Raw genomic sequence first — 23,227 nt, 5'->3', positions numbered from 1 at the left:
CAGCATAGGGATACTTGTCCTCATAGAGGATAGGTATCCCTCTTTTTTTTCAGATCAGAAGCCCTATCATCCACCTGCTGCCTTGATGATGCAACATCTAACATCCCCATTTTCATGATAAAAGACGATTTACACGCCTCTTAACAATCGATTAACCGTCTCACGCCGTACCCCAATTAACTGCCCGATCTCTTCTTGGGTCAATATTTCAGCTAAATCCATTCCTTGGGAATAATCGTTCATCCACTGTGTTAGTAATTCAAGCCGTTCAGCGGGCGTACCGACCGTCAGATGATCAAGACGCTGCTGCATAAATCGCAACTTCTCCTGCAATAATCTTGCTATTTCCAATGGTTTCTCCGGATTCTCTTGCAGTTCACGATACCATTCGTTCGCCGGAATAATCTCAATCTCGCTTCGAATGACTGCTGTAGCCGTACCATGTGTTTCTTTAGGACTGATTAATGAATGATGCGGTACGGTCTCACCTGGATACAAGATATTAAACAACACTATATTCCCGTTCTGATGTAATCGAGTTACCTTAAATAATCCGCTCTTAATATGATATAAGAATTGACCGCTATCTCCTTGATGAAATAATACTTCGCCTTTATGTAAGATCATACACTTCTTTCCCTTCCCAATTAGAAACTATCTATTCATTATAACAAAAAGATATGGTCTCTTATCCGGACGATATTTTCCAAAGTATACGGTTTCGGTATTCTAGCTCAACAATCGCGGCATACTAGCCTAAAATGAACTTGAAAGAGAGGGATAAATCATCCGGAATATTATCCATATCTACATCACCGACCTCAAAAATATAACAACAAACTGGGTTGCGACTGTGCTCATTTTGGGTCTAGCCGTCCTTCCCTCTCTATATGCCTGGTTCAATATCGCATCTTCATGGGATCCGTACAGCCAAACGTCGAGCATATCTATTGCTGTAGCTAATCTCGATCAGGGCACAAGCTTACGCGGAACCTCCATTAATGCTGGGGAGGAAATCATTCGTTCATTACAAGATAATCACAGTCTCGGTTGGCGATTTACGGATGAAGATTCTGCTATAAAGGGCGTCCGTCATGGTGATGACTATGCGGCTATCATCATACCTGCAGATTTTTCAGCCCGTATTGGAACCGCCCTTTCAAAAGAACTATCTAAAGCTGAGATTATTTATTATACGAATGAAAAAATTAATGCTGTCGCTCCTAAGGTTACGGGCAAGGGTGCTTCTGGTATCGTTGAAGAGGTTAGTAAAAACTTCATTCAAACCGCAAACGGAGCAATTTTTCAAATCTTTAATGAGCTCGGTATTGAGCTAGAGAATGAATTACCTACAATTAAGAAAGTTGAGAACTTAGTTTTCCGCATAGAGAGTCATTTTCCTGATCTCAACCGGGCGATGGATACGGCCATCAAGGATATGAACTCTGCTTCAAAGCTGGTCAACGAGTCACAGAAGACACTACCCATACTGGAGGAAATAGCACAAAAAGGGCAAAAGACAGCAGAAGCTCTGGCAGGGTTTGCTCAGCAGGTATCTGCTTCTTCCGAGTCTCTCGAACCGCGCGTGAAACAAGACCTGGCCATCCTGAATGAAGCCGCCATTTCAGTTCAGCAGGTCATCTCAAGAATTCAGCAATCCGATATTTCACCTGAAGAGGTCAAAACTCTTTTGAAGCAAGGAAGTGATCGTGCTGGAGAAGTTGCACACATTGCAGAACGACTATCGGAGTTGTTCAGGAAACTAGATAAAGCATTTCCAGGTTCAGGTGCAGCAACTGCAGCCACTAATCTAATATCCATTCGTGACCGTTGGTTATCTTTGCAAAAAGGTTTTCAGGATGCAGAAGTCGCATTAGAGCAGAATGGCGAGGTTAGCGCTGAACAGCTTGCAAAATTGAAGCAACTTGCAGACGATGTAGCGAAAGTATCAAGTGAAATCCTTAACCGGTACGACTCCGAAATTGGTCCACAGATTTCGGCAGGGCTCGCGAAGACCGGAACCATGGCTCAAACCGTTCAAACGGAACTGAATCGAGCACTAAAGGCCGTACCTGATGTAAAACAGTTGCTTCAAGATGCTAGTTCAGGGCTTGCGGCTGGCAGCAAAGAAGCCTTATCCGTGCAGAACCGACTTCCCGAGGCTGAGCAGCAAATCAAGAATCTGGCAGACCGCTTCCGGAAGCTGGAACAAGGCGGAGAGCTCCAAGAAATTATTAGTTTACTCAAGAACAATTTCGAGAAGGAGAGTCAATTTTTCGCAGAGCCTGTCGTGCTGAAGGAGAATAGACTCTATCCGATTCCGAATTACGGGTCAGGGATGTCACCCTTTTTTACAACCTTGTCACTATGGGTCGGGGCCTTGCTTCTGGTATCCTTATTGACTGTTGAAGTTCACCATGAAAATATAAACTACCTCAGCATTGAAGTTTACTTCGGCCGTTTCTTTACCTTCTTAACGATTGCTGTCTTCCAAGCGCTGTTCGTCACAATCGGTGATTTGTTCATTCTTGGAACCTATGTTGTTAATCCCGTATGGTTCGTTCTATTTGCTGTTCTTATTAGCTCCGTGTTTATGCTGATTGTGTACACGCTTGTATCGGTCTTTGGAAATGTAGGTAAAGCCATGGCGATTGTTCTGCTCGTACTTCAACTCGCTGGCGCTGGGGGAACATTTCCAATTCAGATGACGCCGGCTTTCTTTCAATCACTGCACCCCTATCTTCCATTCACCTATGCAATCAGTATGATGCGTGAAGCAGTGGGAGGTATCTTATGGGATATCGTCCAACGAGATCTACTCATCCTCATGATTTTTGCCGCAGTCGCTGTTGTCGTTGGCATCGGACTGAAAGGACCTATTAACCGCGCTAGTAACCATCTCGTGCGCAGAGCTAGGGAATCGAAGATCATTCACTAGGCTAATGCAAAAAGGAAGCAGGACCCCCGGATGGGTACTACTTCCTTTTTGCTTGTTGTTTAATTGGTATGCTTCTCCTCAGCAGAAGCTGTCAACTTCCGATGCCAAGCTTCATAATGATGGACCGCAAGACCAGCGAATGACTTATGCGGCGTACCTAATTTAGCTGCACGCTGCGCTTCATCATTCATCACTTTCTCACTTTTACCATGGAAGGTTAGATGCTCTCCTTCTGCCGTATCCGTCAGCTCCATGCCGATCCAGACCGATTTCCCAAGCTCATCTGCTTGCTCCAATTCTTCCTTGGACAATTCATACATCTTCTCTCCGTCATCACGATAAGACATCACCGCAACACTATCTGAGCGCTCCAGAATCCAGTAACTGAAACTATCTGATTCTCCTGGTCCCGGAATAGAATCCAGCCAGAAAGGAACTGCCACACTGATGTTTAGCTTCTGACGTTTTGCTTCCTGAAGCCAAGAATCCATATTGCCGCTCCATTCCTCGACAACCTTCTCTTGCTCACGCTCCCAGCGCTTTAAAATATAAGGCTCTACATCCAGTTGAATTCCTTCAAATCTCTCTTCTGGATCTGAATCCATGTTATATTCCTCAAGCCAGGACAATAATTCTTCTCCTTCTTCTCGCTTTTCAGCATAAGCCCAGTCCGGCTCACCACCCAAAGCATGAACGGAAATATTCGCGTGGTGTGCAGCACGGATAAATTGGCGATACTCCTCCATCTCCACTTTTTCTTGAATTTGAAGAAATATGGTTGTTACCCCTTCTCTTTTGCTGAAATCGATAATCTCATCGGAATCACTGCGAATGATACTCGAATCCCAAAGCCATGTGGCTTTATCTTGTTTCACGGCCTTGGATGGGAGAAGAACGATGATCAGCAAAAGACAGAAGATCGCAGCAAAGATGTACAACTTGGCTTTTGCCGACAAAAAACGTATCCTTCTCCTCCGGTTCACCTTAAACTAGCACCGCTTCGCCCGGTTCCGCGACGTGCTCAACCGAGTGACCGATTTTGTAGATATGAGGCTGTGCATGGGTCTTGAACGCATTACGAGTATCGAGAATTGGAACGCCCATGGAAGCAATTAAGCTATAGTCCAGACTGCTATGGTTCGTAATAAGGACCATACAATCATATTTACGGAATTTGTTCATGTCATAGTCCACGCTGTGAACGGTTATACCATGTTTATCAACGAAGCTACTTGCATGTGGATCATAGTAATCTACATTCGCTCCATTCTCTTTGAATTGCTCATATACCTCAAGTCCTGGTGATTCGCGAAGATCGCTAATATCTGGCTTATAAGCCATTCCGAGTAGCAAGATGTTCGAACGTTTGATTGATTTCGCATATTCGTTCAAGATCGTCGCTGTCTTCGTAATAACGTAGTAAGGCATATTGTCATTCGTCGATTGCGCAAGCTCGATAAATTTACTGTAGAAGCGGAAGCCCTTCGCTTTCCAAGATAAGTACATCGGATCAAGTGGAATACAGTGACCTCCGATTCCTGGACCCGGATAGAACGGCATGAATCCGAAAGGCTTCGTTGCCGCAGCATCGATGACTTCCCATACATCGATTCCCATGCGGTCACACATCATAGCCATTTCATTCACAAAAGCGATGTTCACGCTTCGAAATGTATTTTCAAGCAGCTTGGACATCTCCGCAACTTTTGGAGAGCTCACAGGTACCACGGTATCGACATATTCTTTGTACAATGCCTCCCCAAGTTTCAAGCAGGCTTCGGTCGTTCCGCCAATAACTTTCGGTGTGTTACGGGTATTAAACCGGCTGTTCGACGGATCGACACGCTCTGGTGAGAAGCACAAGAAGAAGTCTTTGCCTGCAACATAGCCAAGTGCCTCAATCTCCGTCTGAATCAGTTCTTCCGTCGTGCCAGGATATGTAGTGCTCTCCAAGGTGATCAACAATCTCGGCTTCATAAAGCGCTTGAGCTGGTCCACAACCATTGTGATATAAGAAGTGTCCGGGTCCTGATTCTCACTCAGCGGTGTTGGAACACAGATACTAATTGCATCAATCACAGCAATCATACTGTAATCCGTTGTAGGCTTAAATCTTCCTGTTTGCATACAAGCTGCAAGTTCTTCGGATGATATATCGGAGATATACGAATCGCCTCGGTAAATTCGATCAATTTTGTCAGGGTCCAGATCAATACCAACAACCGTAAATCCTTGTTTAACCATCTCTACAGCTAAAGGAAGACCTACATACCCGAGTCCAACTACCCCTAGAACAGCTTTCTTCGTCTCAATTGCGCTTAATAAAGTTTTGAATTCTTCGTTCATAACTATCTACCTCCATTGGTGTATTATCTTAAGAAGATCACAAGCGGGTGAATCAATTGTTTAGTGAAGACAACGACGAATGCGAGCATCCAGTTCCACGGGTGAGAAGGGCTTTGTTACATAATCATCTACACCATTCTGGAAGCATTGACTAATCGTCTTCTCAACCCGTTTCTCGGTTAACACGACTATTTTGGGCGGTGCCTTCACATCTAACTGCTGAATATGATGAATAAATGGAAGTCCGTCGATGCCGTACAAGTTCAGCTCTGTTAATACCAGATCGGGCTCCCACTTAGGAATCATCTCCAGCGCCTCTAGGCCATCCACCGCTTCAAGCGTTTCATATCCCTGCATGGCTAGGCGAATCTGTAAAAATTCACGCACTGTAGCATCATGATCAACGATCAGAATACGACTTGAATCCGATCCGGATTCATCTTCACTAAAGATCTGAATATCAGATGATGAGCTTAGACGAGTCGATTCAGCCATCTGTTTAAGCATCTTTGGCGAAGGAGCCTCAGAATTCACAGACAGCGTGATTCGAAGATCAGCATTCTCATTCCTATCAAGCAAAAGCTGCTTCAGAAGCAGTGCTTGATAATGGGCTGCATCCAGCGTCACCCCCGGAAGAATAATCGCCAAGGTGTTGGTGACGGGGTCCTTCCGGACCTCCGCCTGTATACCGGACATTGGGTTAAAGAATCCTTTCACCTGATCCTCTAGACCCGGCGAATCTCCGGCGCAATAAAGAAATAGGAGGGCACACGTCCCGCTTGGATCTTTACGTACCTCTTGTATCAAAAGATTGTATAGCTCCGTACCTTTCTCTCTTTGCAATGTTGCGGTTTGAGACATGATCAAATCCACCTTTCTCATCATTCATGCTTAAATGTAAAATCATACGGGCCTTGTTGTCAGGCGGCCTCATTCTTATCTTTCCAGCTCTGCCGAGTCATCGTTCCCCAGGAATTATTATTTTGCATGTATTGAATATGGCCCTGCACTCTCCACAGCACACCCAATTGATGATATCCAACAAATTTAAGCGCTGAGAAAAAGAGCATCTTCACCAGATCAGACAGCTTGTTATATCGGCGGAATGCAATTTCCTCCAACAGAAGTGCTCCTACACTGAGCAAGTAGCCACTCAGAATGTTCACAAGTCCGAACACAACAAGAATCTGCCAATTGGTCATATCCATCAAAACATATCCTATCAGAGCCAGCAGGCCCGTGATTCTAAAGTAAGGATTTAACGCTTCAAAAAAAATGTTGTACGGCATCGTCATCATGCCCATGGTCTTATACTTCGGATTGAACAACATATCGCGATTCTCGATCATGTTCTTCAGATTCCCCCGGCCCCAGCGTTTGCGCTGATTGGACAGAATGTGATAGCTATCTGGTGCCTGGGTCCAGCAAACGGCTTCAGGACAGAATGCAATCCGGTATTTAAGTTTATTCTGGAGCATATATCGATGCAGCTTGATAATAATGTTCATGTCCTCACCAGGATAACCACCGCGATAACCTCCAACTGCAATGACATAATCCTTTCGGAATAAACCAAATGCTCCGGAGACGATGATGAGCCCGTTAATGTGACTCCAGCCGATCCGTCCACCAAGAAACGCTTTTAGGTATTCGATGGATTGGAACATCGGCCAGATCCTGCGAGGCAGAGATACATTCTTCACCGCTCCATTCTCAATTACACAGCCGTTAGCAATACGAACGTCACCGCCGATGGCTACCGTTTCCTCTGGATTCTCCATGTACATCCTTGCCATACGGATGAGTGCGTCTTTTTCTAATAATGAATCCGCATCGATGGAGGAGATAAGTGGATAACGAGACATGTTAATCCCCGCATTGAGGGAATCTGCTTTCCCACCATTTTCTTTATCGATAACCAATAGATGTGGATATCTTTCGTTATGGTAAACTCCGCGGACTTTATTCGTATTAATCTTCCCTCTAAACTCGGGATTTTCAACGCGTTTGAGCCCATATTCCTTAATAAGTACGTCTAATGTCTGATCCGAAGACCCATCATTGATTACAATGACTTCATATGTCGGATAATTCAGAGTCATCAGACAGCGAACATTCTCAATAATGGTTAACTCTTCGTTATAGGACGGAACCAGTAGCGAAACTGACGGAACCAACTCCGAACCTGATAAGGTATTGAATTTGGAATACACGGATCTTCGGAAAATGTTCCCGATATTTCTGAAAGAGAACATCAGAATTACAAAATACAGCACGTTGACGGTCATAGCGTAGTAAATGGCTATCATTCCATAAGTAAGCAGGATATCTCTAAGCAGTGGAATCCCCTCCTACTCTTGCCATTTGTACAGTCCGTTTGTTCGGCTCCATACCGAAATAACTTTCATACATCAATTTATTCTTGTTAAATGCAACCATCTGCTCAACGGCTTTATGATTGTTCTCTTTATCCATCATTCGTTCAATTCGGTGGATTGCTGTCTCCCTCGCGACTCCCACCCCTGTAGATGCTACTTGGCATAGAACTTCAAAGCCTTGCTCTCCAAGTAAAGATAGGCTTTCAGCACTGTTATTACGAACATGCCAGCTCTCATCCTCAAGTGCAGCGGTCAGAAGGGGTATACTACCTGCCGCATGAAGTAAACCAAGCGCTTTAGCTGCCGCTGCTCTTACTTCCCACTCTTCATCATTCATCAGCTGTGTTATAGTCTCGTCTTTTAAAGCTGGATTGGAGCTAAGGTACAGCTTGACTGCTTCAGCGCGTACATCTTTCTGGTCAGATCCAACAAGTCGATTAAGGGCAGGAACGACAGAAGGTACGGCTTGTCCCCACATGGCAACTAAAGCAATCTTGACTAAGTCTGGGTTCGGATCATCAAGCAGCTTACGGATCAGCGAAGCTGAATCGAGCTGAGTTTCCAGCAATATATCTGCCGCCATATGATGAATCGGTTTGTTATAAGATAATAGCTTCCCAAGCATCGCACGAATCTGATCCGGACGAGAGGCACTCTTGGATATAGCCCGAGCAATAATGATCGTCTGTGGTCCATATTTCGTTCGATCCAGCAATGCTTCAAGAGCCGGCACAGCTTCTTCTGCCCGCATGCCACCCAGTCGATAAGCTGCTTCAATCCGGCGACCATATCGAATACTTGAAAGGGCACGTATTTCTTGACTAACAAATCCAGCTTCACTACACAAACCAATCAGTTTCTGCCGTGCATCACCTTTAAATTGTTCGATCCACTCCATGAATTTATCTTGAATCACTCTGCGTTCCAGCGGTTTGAGTACCCCTGGTGGAAGTTCAAGTGTAACTTCGTCATGCAGATGAGCCTGCACGTAAATGAAGTAATCACGGTGTTTCTCAGTGTACTGCTCTATTTGTCTAAGTTCAGCATTATGCTTCATTTTCATTTGGAACAACAGGATTATGCCGAACACGATCATGCCTAGACAGACATAGATAAACATATAAGCCAAGGCTAAATTTGAAAACATATCCGATGGTTCCTCCTTCTCATTTCTATTATTCTTTGCGTATATCAGGTATTTTGTTGAAAAATTCCTGCATCGCATAATAACTTTTCTTCAAACGTTCACTATACTTGACTGCTTCCCATGGCTCCCATGTATAGGTAGCGGCGTTATCCAAACTGAGTACTTCACCTGATTGACCCTCTGTTAATTGCTTCGTAGAGGTGCTACTTTCAGATTGCTCCGTTTTGGTTCGCTCCGTAATCCACGGCAACAGATTTATCGCTTCAATCTTTGTAGTCTTAAATGTTCTACGATCCTCGATTGGGCTGTAATCAATGACTTGCAGCGAGCTTGGATCTGAGAATCCCAGAAGCATCCACGGAATTCGCATCTCTACAGTGTCACCCTGATACTGCCATGACGAAAGTGAACTGAAATCCTGTGCTTCCGGATCACTTGACCCTCGCTTCAGCAGTCCGACTTTCTCATCGACAAATGGATGAGCAAAGCGGGTATCCGGTGGATTCATTAATAAGCTGATTCCAAGCTTCCATTCGTTGAACTGGATTCGCTTATTTGAACGATCAGAACCAGTGCCCTCTTCCTCCTCTGGAAGCATCCAATATCCGTCTTTTCCATAAAGACGCTGATGAAAATCGTAAGACGGAGCTATTTTAACCTGAGACTCACGATCTTGGCCTAATTCGATTAATGTCTCTAGTCCGCCACCGGTTATGGTTCGACCTACCAACTCTTCCTCGGGCAATTCACCACCATCAATCGTATCTGCACCGATATACAGTTTAGAGCGCTTCGGGTCAAACGCTTGATCAAGCTTCATCCCAATGTAGAGGTATGCCTCATCGTGAGTTATCCGCATCTCTTTAACACCCTCGGTATTGCCTTCCCAATGCGTAACTTCTTCCTTAGGCAGTTCATCCCAGTCTTCCAGATTGCCGTCGATAGTTATCTGCTCTTCTTTGCCAGGCTGCATGGCTAGAACACCAAACATTTTTTCATTCGTCAACACATTCAACCAGAACGACCGACGATCCGCTGGAAGTTCAAAGGGCATCGTATTCCAGGTCTTCTTAAACCATTCGTCTTGCCACATGAATAGAATCGCGCCTGAGTAGCCTTCATCATAGATGTCCTTCGTCAAGGATACGTTGATCTCACCTTGTTCCTGTTCATCATGCCCACCTTGATCACGACCTCCAGGGCCATGATGGGAGACTCCCATAGAGGAAGGGACTCCGTACTCCGTCACCATAATAGGCATATCTTTATATTCCGCTTTGAGTTTTCGTAGATACGCTTTATAGGTGTTGAAGCCTCCCTGCCCATCAGAAATCGTCTGTAAGCTTTTATCCGTCCGGAAGAAATCAGGATAATACGGATAAACGTGATAGGAAGCAAAGTACCCTGCATCCCAATTCACGGGTTCTATATGTCTGGCATCTACAGAAACCATATCTTCCTCAAACAATGGCTCTCCCGGATGCTCAAGAACATCGGTTGTAACCCAGTTCGTGAAGGTTATCGGATGCTGCCAGCCATATTTTTGCTCCTCCGTAGCTGTGTAATCGAGAAGCCCGGCGAGCCAATTCTCAAAAGGGCTTGCATCTGGTGCCGCGGAGAAATAAGCACCTTCGTGAAGAGAAACATCCTTATGCTTGTTATTCGTATTTTTAACCATAGCCGGGTCCCATTCGGTACCAACGTGCCATGCCATTAAATACTTCCCTGCGTTTGTCTTATATTTGCCGCTTGATGCCCCGTGCTTCGCTTCTACCGTGACATCACCGTACACTGCAGCAACCGCTTTTCGTATCTCATCTTTAAACATCTGATGAATATTGTCCGCATAAGCGTCTTGTTGTTCGATGAGCTGCTCCTCTGGTGACCAAATGCCCTGCATAAAGTAAAGCGGGTCTTCACCTTTATCCCGGTTATATTTCACAAGTGCTGAATAGAAAACCGGATTGTGTACGGTATACAGCCGTATAACGTTTGCTCCCATATCATCAATCTGTTTAAACCAGCGGAGATAATCCTCTTCCGTCGCGGGAAGCTCTCCGGGGAAATGCCCTGGAACCGTAGCTCCCAGATTGACGCCTTTCACAAAAATATCGTTCCACTGCTCATCCTCACCGTATAGAAGAAAGCTTGTACCCTCTGTTTTGAATTTCATCTTCTTCCCATCAGCATCCGCGAACGTCGTTAATGAGGATTGAAAATATCCAAAAATGGCGGCACCACCACAGAGCAGTACGACGGTTAGTATGCCTAGCAGCATCCATCGTTTTCTTTTGCTCATTGTCTTTCTCAACTCACCTTCTCCATGTTCTCCAAAATTCTTCGGTCTGTTGTGCTGCGCTTGTCGGCAACAGCTATACAGGCAATTCTACGTCTGACAACGTCCTCAGCGCTATGCACCTGATTTACCAACTTTTCTAATCACCATCGTAGGCAAAAAGAAGCAACAGGATTCTCTCCTGCCCTAAACAGTCCGAACACCTATTTATCAGCAATTCAAAAGAAATCCACTGAGCCATGTTCTCATTTTCATTGCATCGATTAACAATCCCCGTTCCCGCATCATCTATAGGTAGAACAGGGAGCAATGGGATGTAGATCACGTTAAAACGAGATACAGTTTTCAGAAAATTTTCTTGAATCGATTAGTTAAACGCCGAAAAACTGCTAAAGTTCCGGTCTTTTTTACATCATTATCCATAGATATTACAAAATTGATACCAAAGTACGACATGCAAACCGCAATAAACCGCGTCACTAAAGGATTGTAAATAATTAGGATGTTACTAAAAATAAGAAGAGAGTCCCGCACCGGGACTCTCTTCCATCTTCCATTATTAAACATTATGTATCATGGTTAAATACACCTACTTATGAGTTTCTTCTATAATAAAGACCGGTAATCTTATCCTGATGTATACAGTCTTTTCGAATCAAAAACGGTGAAAAATGCGTCACCCCACCACATATTGGGTATTTAATTTGTTATTTCACCCTCTCCCATGGGATCATCACTTATTCTTTAGGAGCTCGAATCGTGTGTAATGACTTTGAATGATTGCGGTATTCGGTTGGAGATAGCGAAAATTTGTTCTTAAAGGCTCTTGTAAAGGAATAGAGCGTCGGGTATCCCAAAGTATAGGCTATTTCCGTAATCGAGCAATCTGTATCCACGAGCATACGCATCGCTCGATCCATCCGAACTTTAGTAATATACATCATCGGTGTCATCCCCGTCTGATTCGAGAACATTGTGGAAAAATACGTACGACTAACCCCTGCCCATTCCGCTACCTGTTGTACCGAGATCCCTTCGGCTGCATGCATTTCAATATATTCGATGCTCCGCTTCAACCAATTGTCAGGCTCTGTATTCGACTCTTCCCGACTTCCATCCAGAAGTTGTGAGAATAGCTGATATAACAGACTTTGATTTTCTAAGCGTAAGGCAGATGTTATGGGTTTATCTTGCTTCATCCGATCGATAATAGAATTAATCGTCTTCTGTAAGGACAGAGTCCATCGATTCTGTACGTAAGGCAAGGACGGTGAGAAGCCTGATCTTTTCAGCATTTGTTCCATTCCCGGCCCATCCATGTTCAGCCAGCACATCTCCAGATTATCCGTATCTTCATATTCACGGTAAACATAGGTTTGCATGGGGAATAGACAAAAGATATCTCCTTGTTCCAGGACAACCTGCTCACGGCCATATTTCAGTATTACCTTCCCCTTGCTAACAAAATGCATACTATAGCTGCTAATACGCTTCGGCCCCGCATAATATCCTGGCTTAGCCGTCATTATTCCTGCTCTTAGCAGCCAGAAAACCCCTTCCTTATCTAAAGATTCTGGTAAATAGTAAAGGTACTCTGCGATTTCGTGACCATAATCCTGCATACAATCCACCCTTGTTTTTCAAGATTCCACCTGACAAAATGATAAATTCACCTGACAACATGCCATTCTTCTATACCTTTTCTATCGATAGAATAAGTGATGGAGGTGTTCATTTATTATGAAGAAACCGAACATTTTACTTATTACAAGTGATCAACAGCATTGGAATACGATTGGCATGTTCAATGATGAGATCAGTACACCTAATCTAGACCGTCTAGCCAGAGAAGGAACGACTTTTGGTAGGGCTTATTGTCCCAATCCGACATGCACACCAACCCGTGCTTCCATTATAACTGGTATGTATCCAAGTCAACACGGTGCTTGGACACTTGGAACGAAGCTCCTTGAAGACCGTCATACCGTGGGAGAAGACTTTAAAGCGGCTGGTTACAATACCGCTCTTATTGGGAAGGCTCATTTTCAGCAGCTTCGTTCGACAGATGAGTTTCCTTCTTTAGAGTCTTATCCGCTCATGCAGGATCTTGATTATTGGAAAGCTTTTAAAGAACCTTTCTATGGATTCGATCATGTTGAACTTGCAAGGAACCATACGAATGAGGCGCATGTAGGCCAGCATTATGTATTATGGATGGAAGAGAAAGGATGTACGAACTGGCGAGATTACTTCCTAGCTCCAACGGGGACGATGGATCCGAACACTTCTTACAAATGGCCCATTCCTGAGGAATATCATTACAATACTTGGATCGCCGAACGCACCAATGCTCTACTAGAACAATATCAAGAAGAAGATGAGAGCTTCTTCTTATGGTCTAGTTTTTTTGATCCTCACCCTGAGTACTTGGTTCCTGAACCATGGGATACAATGTACGATGAAGCGGATTTAACGGTTCCTGATATTGTGCCTGGAGAGCATGAGAAGAACCCTCCGCATTTCGGAATGACACAAGAAGAGAAACCGGACTTCTCTCATTTGAGCGAAAGTGGCAAGGGAATTCACGGCTATCATTCACATCTATACTATGGATATGGCAAGAATATAAAGCTGGATGACTCGCTCAAGAAAAAACAAATGTCTACGTATTACGGTATGATCAGCATGATGGATAAATATATCGGTCAGATCCTCGATAAGTTGGATGAACTCGGACTTACCGATAACACGGTTATTGTATTCACCACGGATCATGGGCATTTCTTCGGTCAGCATGGACTGCAGGCGAAGGGCGGATTCCATTACGAAGATCTCATCAAATTACCTTTCATCGTCAGATATCCAGGGCATGTCCCGGCGGGAAAAACTTCCGAGGCCATTCAATCTTTAGTTGATCTAGCGCCTACATTCTTATCCTTGTGTGATATCCCTATCCCCTACGCCATGACCGGTGTTGATCAGAGTAAGGTGTGGACCGGATCGGCAGCGTCTGCAAGAGACCATGCTATCTGCGAGTTCCGACATGAACCTACCACGATCCATCAGAAGACTTATGTGAATGAACGATATAAAATCACGGTGTACTATAATCAAACATATGGCGAAATCTTTGATTTGCAGGAAGACCCGCAAGAGCTTAATAATTTATGGGATGACCCTGCGTTTGCTTCCTTAAAGTCGGAACTCATGCTGAAATACATATCCGCAGAGCTTGGCAAAGAGTCTATGCCGATGCCGAGAGTCTGGGGAGCATGAAATAAAAAAGTCTCTAGAAAACCACCTATGTTAGTTGGATAAAATTTATTAGTCCAGGCATCACTACGAAAGCGGATCATTCTTCCAATCACTGTTGGCCGCGAATTTCTTTTGAATATCAGTTAGCTGACTCCTTTACTTAAGGAGTCAGCTTGTTTTATTTTCGTTATGCTCTATCTTCATTATAAAGTTCCTTGATCGCCGACAAGTAAATCGTCTCCTCAATACTTAGTATCTGTTACGCATTTTTGTTGAAATAAAAAACACACTCCCTAGAATTATCAGTTAAACCCGGAGGTTCTTCCAACTACTATTCTAAGAAGTGTATTTCTATTACGGCATAAGTTACATATGCCTTTATCCTAAATCCGGTGCATCAACCAGCTCAATTTGAGGTTTCTCAGCATGATGCAGCTCTAGAATAACGATCTCATTAAGACCTTCTTTGAGCAATGGAGCAGGTAGATATAACGTCTTCTGAGGACCTTGCTCCCAATAACGACCAAGATTATAGCCGTTAATCCACAGTACACCTTTACCCCATCCATCTAGACGAACAAATGTATCAGCAGTCTCATCGACATTGAATTCACCTTTATAGAAGTTCGGGCGATCGGTTCTGCTAGACTCATGGTTTGAAATATCACTAAACGTAACTGCGGAAGTATCATTTAATGGTAACGGATAGATCGTCCAATCAAACAAGAACTGATTGTTCAAACGAACGCCTTCGGTAATCCCTTTATGATCCCACAACTTCGGACCATAGTTAACACGTCCCATATTTTCGACCACGATGTCCAAGCGGGCACCTTCAGCAGGAATTTGTAACGGTAAACTTTGCGGATTCCAGCGTTCAATTGTACCTTGGTATACTCCATCCAGATATACCTGAGCACGGTCACGAACCTCTTGAATATACAAGCTTTCCCCTGAACGCGGTCCAGACACCTGAGTTGAATAGACGATAAATCCATAACTTTGACCCAACTCTTCCATCGGAACAGGGGTTACACGCTTCACAGGGTCGGAGACTTGAGTCAATTGTTCAAGCAAATCAGCTTGTTGGGTCATGGAAACAATACCATACGCCTTCTTCGGCAACGGTGCTGGCAACTCAGGTAACTCTGAAACATCTACCCCTTTAAACTTGGCGACAACACTGCGAACAGCTTCAAACTTAGCAGTAATATCTCCGCACTCGGATAGCGGGGAGTCATAGTCATAACTCGTAATTGTTGCTTCATACTTGTCACCATAATTCGCACCATTATAAAAGCCAAAATTCGTTCCACCGTGGAACATATAGAAGTTCACGGATGCGCCCGCTTGCAGCATATCGTCAAACACTTTCGCAACATCTTCTGCGCTACGCGTATGATGCGGCTTGAGCCAGTGGTCAAACCATCCATTCCAGAACTCCATGCAGACAAGCGGATCCTCAGAACGGTATTCTCTTAACTTCTCAAATGCCTCGATAGGTCTAGATCCAAAATTCACAGTTGCAACTACGTCAGGAACCGTTCCACCTTGAAGCATACCATCACCAGGACCATCAGAAGTGAAGAGCAAAACATCAATACCACGCTTAATAAGAGCCTCTTTAGAGTAATTAATATAGTCATGATCATCGCCATAACTACCGTATTCATTCTCAATTTGAACCGCAATGACCGGTCCACCATTGGAGCTAAGCAGAGGAACCAGGCGCGGAATGAGCTCATCGTAATATCTGTCAACCTTTTTCAGGAACAGCTCATCCATACAGCGAACTTTCATATCCGAATAACGGAGCAGCCAAGATGGCAATCCACCAAACTCCCATTCTGCACAAATATATGGACTTGGTCGTAAAATGACATGCAAACCAACCTTCTCAGCGGTCCGAACGAATTTCTCTACATCTGCAATACCCTCAAAACAAAACTGTCCTTCCTCAGGCTCATGTAGATTCCAAGCTAAATAGGTTTCAACCGTGTTGAATCCACAAGCTTTCAGTTTTAAGAGACGGTCTTCCCAGTATTCAGGAACTACGCGGAAATAATGAATCGCACCCGAGATGATCTGTAATGGTTTATCTTCCCATTGAAATTGTTTATTCGCTACTGTTAGTTGTGCCAAGTTTATCCCTCCAAAAAGTATAATAAACAAAAACCTCATTATTTTTCTGTACGTTGAAAACGCTCACTTTTATCATCCATGAAATGATGCAAACCCTCAATCTCCAAATGGGGCATGTTCTATACCATTTGTGCCAAATAAACATTTACTAGTCATTCACACATGTTATGATAGTTGTATCTAGAAATAAGGTTAGAAACGTCATGACCTAAAAAGGAGTATCCTATGGGATATTTATTTGAATTCCCCTATTTAATAAACACGTTACAAGTCTCAGGCTGCCATTTCGGTGTTCATCCTCCAGGATGGTATTACCCAAGACATCATCATCACCTATTTGAGCTTCTCTTCTGTCTTGAAGGCGAAGTCGTTCAAGAGATAAATCGGGATACAATTACGTTACATACGGGAGATTGGCTTCTTATTAAATCAGGGGTCCGACATCAATTGATCAATGAATCAGACTTGCCTTACGGGTATTTCAACGTTCACTTCGATCTCGACGTTCCAGAGATTCGTAGTATGCTGGCTAGTGCACCTTATCGGCATATTCCTCACGATGTAGCCAAGCGCACCAAGCTTAGCTCTCACATTCAAGAGTTAGAGGCAATCGTACAGCGTAATCATGCAGAGGACGGAGAAGAGTCAGCTCCGGAGTTTCGCTTCGAAGACAAGTTGCTACTCCAGTCTTATACCCTACTAATCATCCATGATCTACTTACTTTACTTCGTGAACTACCAGCACCACCGATTGCCCCCACTAGAGATGGTCCTTTACCAGCCACAGATGTAGCTCATGCTATTGAAGAGAGATTGTCTCAAGGCTTAAATGATGAAATGTCCGTAGCTGGCGTAGCCAAAGAACTGAATCTGAGCCGGAGCCAGTGCAGCAAACTTTTCTCTAAAGTGTATGGTCTATCCCCAAGACAATATATAAGCCGTCAGAAGCTCAATTCTGCTAAAGAGCTTCTTGTCACAACAAACCTGTCTGTCGCCGATATTGCAGAGAAACTGGGGTTTCGATCAGCGAGCCATTTCTCTAGACAATTCCGCCGCTGGACCGGTCAATCTCCAACGGAGTATAAGCCAAAGCAATAAATGAAAGATGTAAATCTCTGTGTACCAAAAAAGACCTGGCACATGATTTGTGTCAGGTCTAAAAGCAAGCTTAACCTTTTCTTACGTCCCTTGGACATAGATCAAAGCTTTTTTTAAAAGCTCTCTCAAAATGAGCAATCGTATTGAATCCAGAAGCATAACATATCTCCGTCACCGGCAACTTTGTCGTCTGTAGCAACGCTTTAGCAAACAATAATCTTTGGTTTAAAACATAACTTTGGAATGTAAATCCCGTATATTTCCGGAAACACTCACTGAAATAATTAGCTGACAGTCCGCACACTTCAGCCGTTTCTCTTAACGTTAGAGGCTCTCTGAAATGATGGTGAATGTAGAGAAGTGCTTTCCGTATCAGTGGATTCATCTGGTTATTGTCTTGCTCCATCGGGTACTTTGATATTGATGCGGATAAAGTAGGACATTTTCGGGCTAGATCAATTAATATCCGCTCTAAGCCACCTTGCCTGATGAGTTCCCCACCCTTCTGAGGATTCTCAGACTCCTCCCATAGCCGAATATATTCTTGCTCAATCAAATCCGCTTCCCCGATATTAAAGGTATGAACATACTGTGTCCGCCCCTCGAACAATAGATCGATCACTTGTTCCCGAATAAATTGTTCCAAAAAAATCACATCATAAAGCTGTATCGTCTGCCCTCGTGTCGGAATAATGGCATGAAAATCAGCGGGGGTTAATAGAAAGCAACTCCCACGTCGAATAGGTTGAGTTATGCCGTTCATCACATGCTTACCCTCACCTGATACGACAAAAGCTAGTTCGAAAAACTCATGCCAATGGGTAGGAATCGGATGATCAATCTCATGTTGAAAAATCCGAAAAGGAGACGGCATGTTCAGAAAATGCTCATTCCTCAATCTCTCTGGTGTATGGGTGTTATCTAACATCTCCCCGTCTCCTTCCGTGCATAATATTAAGCGTTCACAAATGAATTACCAGCAATATCCTTCCCCCGTGCCAACCAGACCTTAAAATTCTCATTACGTTCCGGTAGTACTTTCGCCTCCGTAGAGAAATATCTCATCGTGTAACCACATCGTCTATGAGGACTTTTGTTGGCTGGAGCACCATGAATAATTCTAGAATCATGCAGGGAGCACTCTCCCGGCTCCAGCTCAAAATATACAGCCTTTGAATCATCGATGGAATGGGACTTGATTTCTGTTGAGAAAATGTTCTCGTTACTGTCTACCTCTTCGTACTCAGAAAATCCATTCCTATGTGTACCTGGAATTACCCTCATACACCCATTCTCCTTATTACTTGGGTCGATCGCAAGCCATACCGTTACAATCTTATCGAAACGGTCGAGTCTTCCTTCCCAATAAGCCGAATCCTCATGCCATGGCGTCTGTTTGCCATTCAGCGGTTCCTTCGCAATAAAATGGCTGGACCAAAGACCGATATTCGGTCCAATGATAGGCTCGACCAGATCAAGGACCTCATCACTTAGCAGAAACTTCAACAGCCGCTCATCTCGAAAATGCGGAGTATCAAGTTCACTATTTAGCTTCCGTCCGATAAGTTCCCAATGTTCTTCAAATATACTCGTTAGCTCTGCTTGTTTCTCTGCACTGAACAACGGCTGCTTATAGAGAAGATAACCATTCTCCTGATAAAATTGCACTTCATTTTCACTTAACTTTCCGCTCATGCGCTTAGCCTCCTATGAAAAGTAGTTCGATGTAACAATAAATACATCTTACTTCCCATTTCATGTGATTTCTTCGCTTGCTAACGGTAAAAGTAAACTTATTTTCGGATTTTATTAGAATTAAAATAAGACAGGTCTCAAAAGCCATACATTGGCGAATTGAAACCTGCCTTTTTTGAGTTGGATCATTACCACCAGAAGGTCGGATACTTTCGATCCTTAACAACATTATTCACAACGAGTGCGATGAGAACAATAACGAGAGCACCCGCAAGCACAGGTGTCAGAAGAAAAGACCAGCTGCTTCCTGACATGATGATGACTAATGGATCTGCACCAGCAGGAGGATGAGTGGTCCGGGTCAGCTGCATAAGACTAATCGAAGCGCCCACAGCGACAGCCATAGCAATTATGCCATCACCAAACCAATGTAGAACCGAAAGTCCGATCAAGCTAGACACGAGATGTCCACCGATGATATTTCTTGGTTGTGATAGCGGTGCATCCCATACACCAAATGCAAGGACACAACTCGCACCAAAAGGCGCCATAATCCAGATACTATGACCATTTAAGGAAAATAAAGCGAGTAGTCCAATGGACATCGCACCTCCCAAAAAACCGATGATCATATTTCTCGGATGAACTGTTAACGGACTATTGCTCTTCAAGACACTTCGTAAGCTAACCAACACGGTATTCTTCATCTAACTCCTCCATAATATACAATTAACTAGTTATTTGGTTGTTTGTAATTTAAACGAACTTTACTTTATCTGTCAACAGTTTTTCTTGCTTAGTCCTTCGTAATTCGTTACAGTTAAATAACTACCGATCTATGAAAAGAGGTTGGAATGTTGGATATGAATGATGATTTTATCCTTAAAGTCGATCCGAATACGACCTTCAGTGTTAGTACCCAAGTCAAAGAACAGCTTAAATGGTTAATTGGAATTGGACATATTAAGCCAGGGGATCTACTTCCGGCTGCAGGAAATCTAGCAGAGCAGCTCAAGGTAAACCGCAACACCGTGAATATGGTCTATAACCAGTTAAAAGACGAGGGGATTGTATCCATGCTTGCGGGACGAGGAACACAAGTCCTAGATAACCAATGCGTGGAGGACCTATCCTACCGTAGAAAACCAATGTATGAACTGATTCTGCGTACGATTGAAGATGCGGAGTCGAAGGGTATTTCGCTGGATGAATTTTTCACAGCATCACTTGCGTTCATTCTCATGAGAGATCACGTGAAACACGAACGAGCACACATCCTTTTTATAGAGTGCAAAGAGCATGATCACCCTTTCTACCTAGAAGCGATCAGGCGCTTTACGGGCGCAGATGTTCATTCTATCTTTTTAGAGGATTTGAGAGGCTCCGTAAAGGATCAAATGAAGGCGCTTAAATCGTTTACGCATATCATCACGACTCTAAATCATGATACCGAAGTGAAAGACCTACTCAAAAAGCTGGACAAAAAAATACACATCATCGGGGCTTCCGTTGACATGTCAGCACTTCTCGATATTTCTAAACTTAAATCCGGCAGTAACGTTACATTTGTATGTTTGGGCAAAGCCGGTGCACAGTGGATGGTAAACCGGGTTCAAGAAGCTGGTCTAACCAATATCCATCCTTATATTTCTAGTATCGATGATACTGAACATCTACTTCAACAGCTCGAGCGATCGGACACCATCTATGCTTCCGCAGCTGCCTATGAGGAAGTAAAAGCAATGTCACCAGAAAAAGTAAAGCTCTATCCAATGGTGTTAGAACGAGGTAGCCAGCATATACTACAAAATCTTTCTTCCTACTAATCTTTTAGATTAATATTTCGGACTCAGGATCATGATCATGTGTGAAGCCTGAGGAATAAAGGCACCTGTAAGCGGCGAATAACTCGCTCGATTTACAGGTGCTTATTGCTGTTTCTATCATTTTCATTTTAAATATTACACTTCATATAATCGTCTGTACTCGGATGGTGTCATCCCCTCATGCTCCATAAATCGCTTATTGAAGTAACTAACACTCGGGTATCCGGCATCTACTGCAATCTGGCCAATCGTTATATCCTTCCTCTCCAGTAACCACTGCTTGGCCATCTGAAGACGACAGCGTGTAATGAAATCCATCGGTGTCATCTCCATGACACTTCGAAATAGTTTACAAAAATAATACGAACTGACCCCAAGCCTCTCTGCCCATTCCTCTAAAATAAATGGCTCTGCCGCCTCCTGCTGCATCATGGGAAGCAGCTCCAGAATACGCTTGCCTGAGGTGTTGTGTTTATTTCCAGTTAAAGGAGAAGCTTGTTCAACGAAAACCGCAAGTAGAGCATAGGTTAATGTTGATAGATGCGGTAAATCCAGCATCCGATGCGTTTCCGCTTCTAGAAGCAACGCCTCATGTGCCTGCTCAAATGCAGCTGGGTGACGCAAACTCCACAATTGACTTTTATGAAAGTCCCGCTCAATGAAATAATTTTGCAGACCACTTCCATAAAAATGGATCCACCTCACATCCCAAGGGTCATCTTCACTGCTGTAATATCGCTGGGTCTGCATCGGTAAGTACAGTACCGCCTCCCCCGCCCCAAGCTCATATACTTTATTATCTACCTCTACATATCCTTTGCCAGAAGCGACATAGTGAATATTGAAGTTATTCAGCGCCCCAGCCTTTCGAAAAACACGATGATCAGGTTCATCTCTATAAATACCGACCGATTCCGGGAAACAAAAAAATGGCATTTGCGGTAGTGTTAGCAGGTGAATTTGTCTTTTCATTCGAATCGCATCTCCATGACAATATTGTTATAAGTGACTGCAAAATAATATTATATTAATTTTAATTCCTGTCTAATATAATCGCAATATAATATTAATTCATCCGAAGGAGCTGAATTATCTCTTATGAGTCGCAAACTACAATGGGGTATCTTAGGCTGCGCCAATATCGCCAAAGGTGCCGTTATTCCCGGCCTTAAACAATCCGAATTGAATGAAGTAACAGCTATCGCGAGCCGCGATATTGATAAAGCTACAACTACAGCGGAAGAACTTCAAATCCCGAAAGCTTACGGTAGTTATGAAGAACTTCTGGAAGACCCTAGTATTGATGCTGTTTATATTCCTCTACCGAATCATCTGCATAAGGAATGGACGATCCGAGCCGCAGAAGCTGGAAAGCATATTCTGTGTGAGAAGCCACTGGCACTAACGGAAGCCGAAGCAGTTGACATGGCGGAAGCTGCAGCAAAAGCTGGTGTTCATCTAAGCGAAGCTTTCATGTATCGTTATCATCCGCGGTACGATATCATTAAAGATTTGCTTGATTCAGGAGCTATTGGTGAGATTCGTGCAATTCACAGTTCCTTTACTTTTAATAATTCAGGTCATTCTCAGAATGTACGTTTCCGAAAAGATTGGGGAGGTGGCTCGATCTACGATATCGGCTGTTATCCGATCAACGCTGCCCGAATCTTACTTGGTTCTGAACCTGAAGCTGTAACAGTCCAAGCATTCTTCTCCCCAGAACACGATAACGTAGATATGATGGCCTCTGGCCTGATTGAATTTGACGGAAATGTAGGACTCACCTTTGACTGCGGTATGTGGGCTGCAGGGCGGAATCCACTGGAGATCATCGGTACTACAGGAATTATTGAAGTGCCTCATGCTTACAGTTTCCCAGCTAATGGTGCCAGTATCTTCCTTACCCAGAATGGTGAACGTAAAGAAATGCCAGTTCCATCTGTAAATGCCTATAGTGAACAGGGAGATCATTTCGCTAGTGTCGTTCTGAACAACGCGCCGGTTCGATACGGAGTCGATGATGCTATAAACAACATGAAGGTCATCGATGCTTGTCTACGCTCTGCCCATGAACGAATTAGAGTCACTCTCTAAAGTTGAAAGGAG

At 43.8% G+C, this 23,227-nt stretch carries 18 protein-coding genes; 5 read left to right on the top strand and 13 right to left on the bottom strand.

Going from position 1 to position 23,227, the window contains the following annotated elements:
• Positions 1-129: 129 nt before the first annotated feature.
• Positions 130-627 (bottom strand): Crp/Fnr family transcriptional regulator, encoded by a 498-nt coding sequence (locus ACK8P5_RS09280; RefSeq protein ID WP_422660654.1) that lies wholly within the window; start codon positions 625-627, stop codon positions 130-132.
• Between the two features lie 160 nt (positions 628-787).
• Between ACK8P5_RS09280 and ACK8P5_RS09275 the strand changes: the two genes are divergently transcribed.
• Positions 788-2,938 (top strand): YhgE/Pip family protein, encoded by a 2,151-nt coding sequence (locus ACK8P5_RS09275; protein ID WP_422661424.1) that lies wholly within the window; start codon positions 788-790, stop codon positions 2,936-2,938.
• A gap of 59 nt (positions 2,939-2,997) precedes the next feature.
• On the opposite strand, the gene ACK8P5_RS09270 is transcribed toward ACK8P5_RS09275, so the two are convergent.
• From ACK8P5_RS09270 to ACK8P5_RS09240, 7 genes are all read right to left on the bottom strand, one after another.
• The gene (locus tag ACK8P5_RS09270) at positions 2,998-3,894 is read right to left on the bottom strand and encodes a hypothetical protein (protein ID WP_422660653.1); all 897 of its coding nucleotides are present in this window, start codon (positions 3,892-3,894) and stop codon (positions 2,998-3,000) included.
• A gap of 28 nt (positions 3,895-3,922) precedes the next feature.
• Positions 3,923-5,284: a nucleotide sugar dehydrogenase gene (locus tag ACK8P5_RS09265; protein ID WP_422660652.1), complete on the bottom strand. Its 1,362-nt coding sequence runs from the start codon at positions 5,282-5,284 to the stop codon at positions 3,923-3,925.
• Positions 5,285-5,344: 60 nt separating this feature from the next.
• Positions 5,345-6,145, bottom strand: a complete 801-nt coding sequence (locus ACK8P5_RS09260) for a response regulator transcription factor (protein ID WP_422660651.1) — start codon at positions 6,143-6,145, stop codon at positions 5,345-5,347.
• Positions 6,146-6,204: 59 nt separating this feature from the next.
• Positions 6,205-7,572 carry a glycosyltransferase family 2 protein gene (locus tag ACK8P5_RS09255; protein WP_422660650.1) on the bottom strand — a complete coding sequence of 456 codons (1,368 nt, stop codon included), beginning with the start codon at positions 7,570-7,572 and terminating at the stop codon, positions 6,205-6,207.
• Between the two features lie 43 nt (positions 7,573-7,615).
• On the bottom strand, positions 7,616-8,809 hold the full coding sequence (locus tag ACK8P5_RS09250) for a HEAT repeat domain-containing protein (RefSeq protein WP_422660649.1): 1,194 nt from the start codon (positions 8,807-8,809) through the stop codon (positions 7,616-7,618).
• 28 nt (positions 8,810-8,837) lie between these two features.
• Complete coding sequence (locus tag ACK8P5_RS09245) at positions 8,838-11,108, bottom strand: hypothetical protein (protein ID WP_422660648.1); 2,271 nt, start codon at positions 11,106-11,108, stop codon at positions 8,838-8,840.
• Between the two features lie 734 nt (positions 11,109-11,842).
• Entirely contained in the window at positions 11,843-12,727 is an 885-nt protein-coding gene (locus tag ACK8P5_RS09240) for an AraC family transcriptional regulator (RefSeq protein WP_422660647.1), read from the bottom strand.
• 118 nt (positions 12,728-12,845) lie between these two features.
• On the opposite strand from ACK8P5_RS09240, the gene ACK8P5_RS09235 reads away from it, so the two are divergent.
• Positions 12,846-14,381, top strand: coding sequence for a sulfatase (locus ACK8P5_RS09235; RefSeq protein ID WP_422660646.1), 1,536 nt, complete (start codon positions 12,846-12,848; stop codon positions 14,379-14,381).
• 357 nt (positions 14,382-14,738) lie between these two features.
• Here the strand turns inward: ACK8P5_RS09235 and ACK8P5_RS09230 are convergent, their stop codons facing one another.
• Positions 14,739-16,502: a glycoside hydrolase family 35 protein gene (locus ACK8P5_RS09230; protein ID WP_422660645.1), complete on the bottom strand. Its 1,764-nt coding sequence runs from the start codon at positions 16,500-16,502 to the stop codon at positions 14,739-14,741.
• A 225-nt stretch (positions 16,503-16,727) separates the two neighbouring features.
• Between ACK8P5_RS09230 and ACK8P5_RS09225 the strand changes: the two genes are divergently transcribed.
• Complete coding sequence (locus tag ACK8P5_RS09225; protein WP_422660644.1) at positions 16,728-17,600, top strand: AraC family transcriptional regulator; 873 nt, start codon at positions 16,728-16,730, stop codon at positions 17,598-17,600.
• A 70-nt stretch (positions 17,601-17,670) separates the two neighbouring features.
• Here the strand turns inward: ACK8P5_RS09225 and ACK8P5_RS09220 are convergent, their stop codons facing one another.
• The 3 genes from ACK8P5_RS09220 to ACK8P5_RS09210 form a co-directional block, all read right to left on the bottom strand.
• Positions 17,671-18,528, bottom strand: coding sequence for a helix-turn-helix domain-containing protein (locus ACK8P5_RS09220; RefSeq protein WP_422660643.1), 858 nt, complete (start codon positions 18,526-18,528; stop codon positions 17,671-17,673).
• Positions 18,529-18,554: 26 nt separating this feature from the next.
• Complete coding sequence (locus ACK8P5_RS09215; protein WP_422660642.1) at positions 18,555-19,295, bottom strand: phytanoyl-CoA dioxygenase family protein; 741 nt, start codon at positions 19,293-19,295, stop codon at positions 18,555-18,557.
• Positions 19,296-19,483: 188 nt separating this feature from the next.
• Entirely contained in the window at positions 19,484-20,002 is a 519-nt protein-coding gene (locus ACK8P5_RS09210; RefSeq protein WP_422660641.1) for an HPP family protein, read from the bottom strand.
• Between the two features lie 156 nt (positions 20,003-20,158).
• On the opposite strand from ACK8P5_RS09210, the gene ACK8P5_RS09205 reads away from it, so the two are divergent.
• Entirely contained in the window at positions 20,159-21,121 is a 963-nt protein-coding gene (locus ACK8P5_RS09205; RefSeq protein ID WP_422661423.1) for a GntR family transcriptional regulator, read from the top strand.
• Positions 21,122-21,256: 135 nt separating this feature from the next.
• Here the strand turns inward: ACK8P5_RS09205 and ACK8P5_RS09200 are convergent, their stop codons facing one another.
• Positions 21,257-22,093, bottom strand: coding sequence for an AraC family transcriptional regulator (locus ACK8P5_RS09200; protein ID WP_422660640.1), 837 nt, complete (start codon positions 22,091-22,093; stop codon positions 21,257-21,259).
• A 126-nt stretch (positions 22,094-22,219) separates the two neighbouring features.
• Between ACK8P5_RS09200 and ACK8P5_RS09195 the strand changes: the two genes are divergently transcribed.
• Entirely contained in the window at positions 22,220-23,215 is a 996-nt protein-coding gene (locus ACK8P5_RS09195; RefSeq protein ID WP_422660639.1) for a Gfo/Idh/MocA family protein, read from the top strand.
• Positions 23,216-23,227: the final 12 nt, after the last annotated feature.

It is taken from the genome of Paenibacillus sp. EC2-1 (assembly GCF_049311625.1).
GTDB lineage: Bacteria > Bacillota > Bacilli > Paenibacillales > Paenibacillaceae > Paenibacillus_AQ.
The sequence above is the reverse complement of the archived record's forward strand: the minus strand, read 5'-3'. Positions and strand labels throughout refer to the sequence as shown.

Excerpts from the sequence above, each read along its gene's own strand:
- ACK8P5_RS09280 (WP_422660654.1), bottom strand. The coding sequence starts at position 627 with ATGATCTTACATAAAGGCGAAGTATTATTTCATCAAGGAGATAGCGGT.
- ACK8P5_RS09265 (WP_422660652.1), bottom strand. The coding sequence starts at position 5,284 with ATGAACGAAGAATTCAAAACTTTATTAAGCGCAATTGAGACGAAGAAA.
- ACK8P5_RS09260 (WP_422660651.1), bottom strand. The coding sequence starts at position 6,145 with ATGTCTCAAACCGCAACATTGCAAAGAGAGAAAGGTACGGAGCTATAC.
- ACK8P5_RS09255 (WP_422660650.1), bottom strand. The coding sequence starts at position 7,572 with ATGACCGTCAACGTGCTGTATTTTGTAATTCTGATGTTCTCTTTCAGA.
- ACK8P5_RS09250 (WP_422660649.1), bottom strand. The coding sequence starts at position 8,809 with ATGTTTTCAAATTTAGCCTTGGCTTATATGTTTATCTATGTCTGTCTA.
- ACK8P5_RS09245 (WP_422660648.1), bottom strand. The coding sequence starts at position 11,108 with ATGAGCAAAAGAAAACGATGGATGCTGCTAGGCATACTAACCGTCGTA.
- ACK8P5_RS09240 (WP_422660647.1), bottom strand. The coding sequence starts at position 12,727 with ATGCAGGATTATGGTCACGAAATCGCAGAGTACCTTTACTATTTACCA.
- ACK8P5_RS09235 (WP_422660646.1), top strand. The coding sequence starts at position 12,846 with ATGAAGAAACCGAACATTTTACTTATTACAAGTGATCAACAGCATTGG.
- ACK8P5_RS09225 (WP_422660644.1), top strand. The coding sequence starts at position 16,728 with ATGGGATATTTATTTGAATTCCCCTATTTAATAAACACGTTACAAGTC.
- ACK8P5_RS09220 (WP_422660643.1), bottom strand. The coding sequence starts at position 18,528 with ATGTTAGATAACACCCATACACCAGAGAGATTGAGGAATGAGCATTTT.
- ACK8P5_RS09215 (WP_422660642.1), bottom strand. The coding sequence starts at position 19,295 with ATGAGCGGAAAGTTAAGTGAAAATGAAGTGCAATTTTATCAGGAGAAT.
- ACK8P5_RS09210 (WP_422660641.1), bottom strand. The coding sequence starts at position 20,002 with ATGAAGAATACCGTGTTGGTTAGCTTACGAAGTGTCTTGAAGAGCAAT.
- ACK8P5_RS09205 (WP_422661423.1), top strand. The coding sequence starts at position 20,159 with ATGAATGATGATTTTATCCTTAAAGTCGATCCGAATACGACCTTCAGT.
- ACK8P5_RS09200 (WP_422660640.1), bottom strand. The coding sequence starts at position 22,093 with ATGAAAAGACAAATTCACCTGCTAACACTACCGCAAATGCCATTTTTT.
- ACK8P5_RS09195 (WP_422660639.1), top strand. The coding sequence starts at position 22,220 with ATGAGTCGCAAACTACAATGGGGTATCTTAGGCTGCGCCAATATCGCC.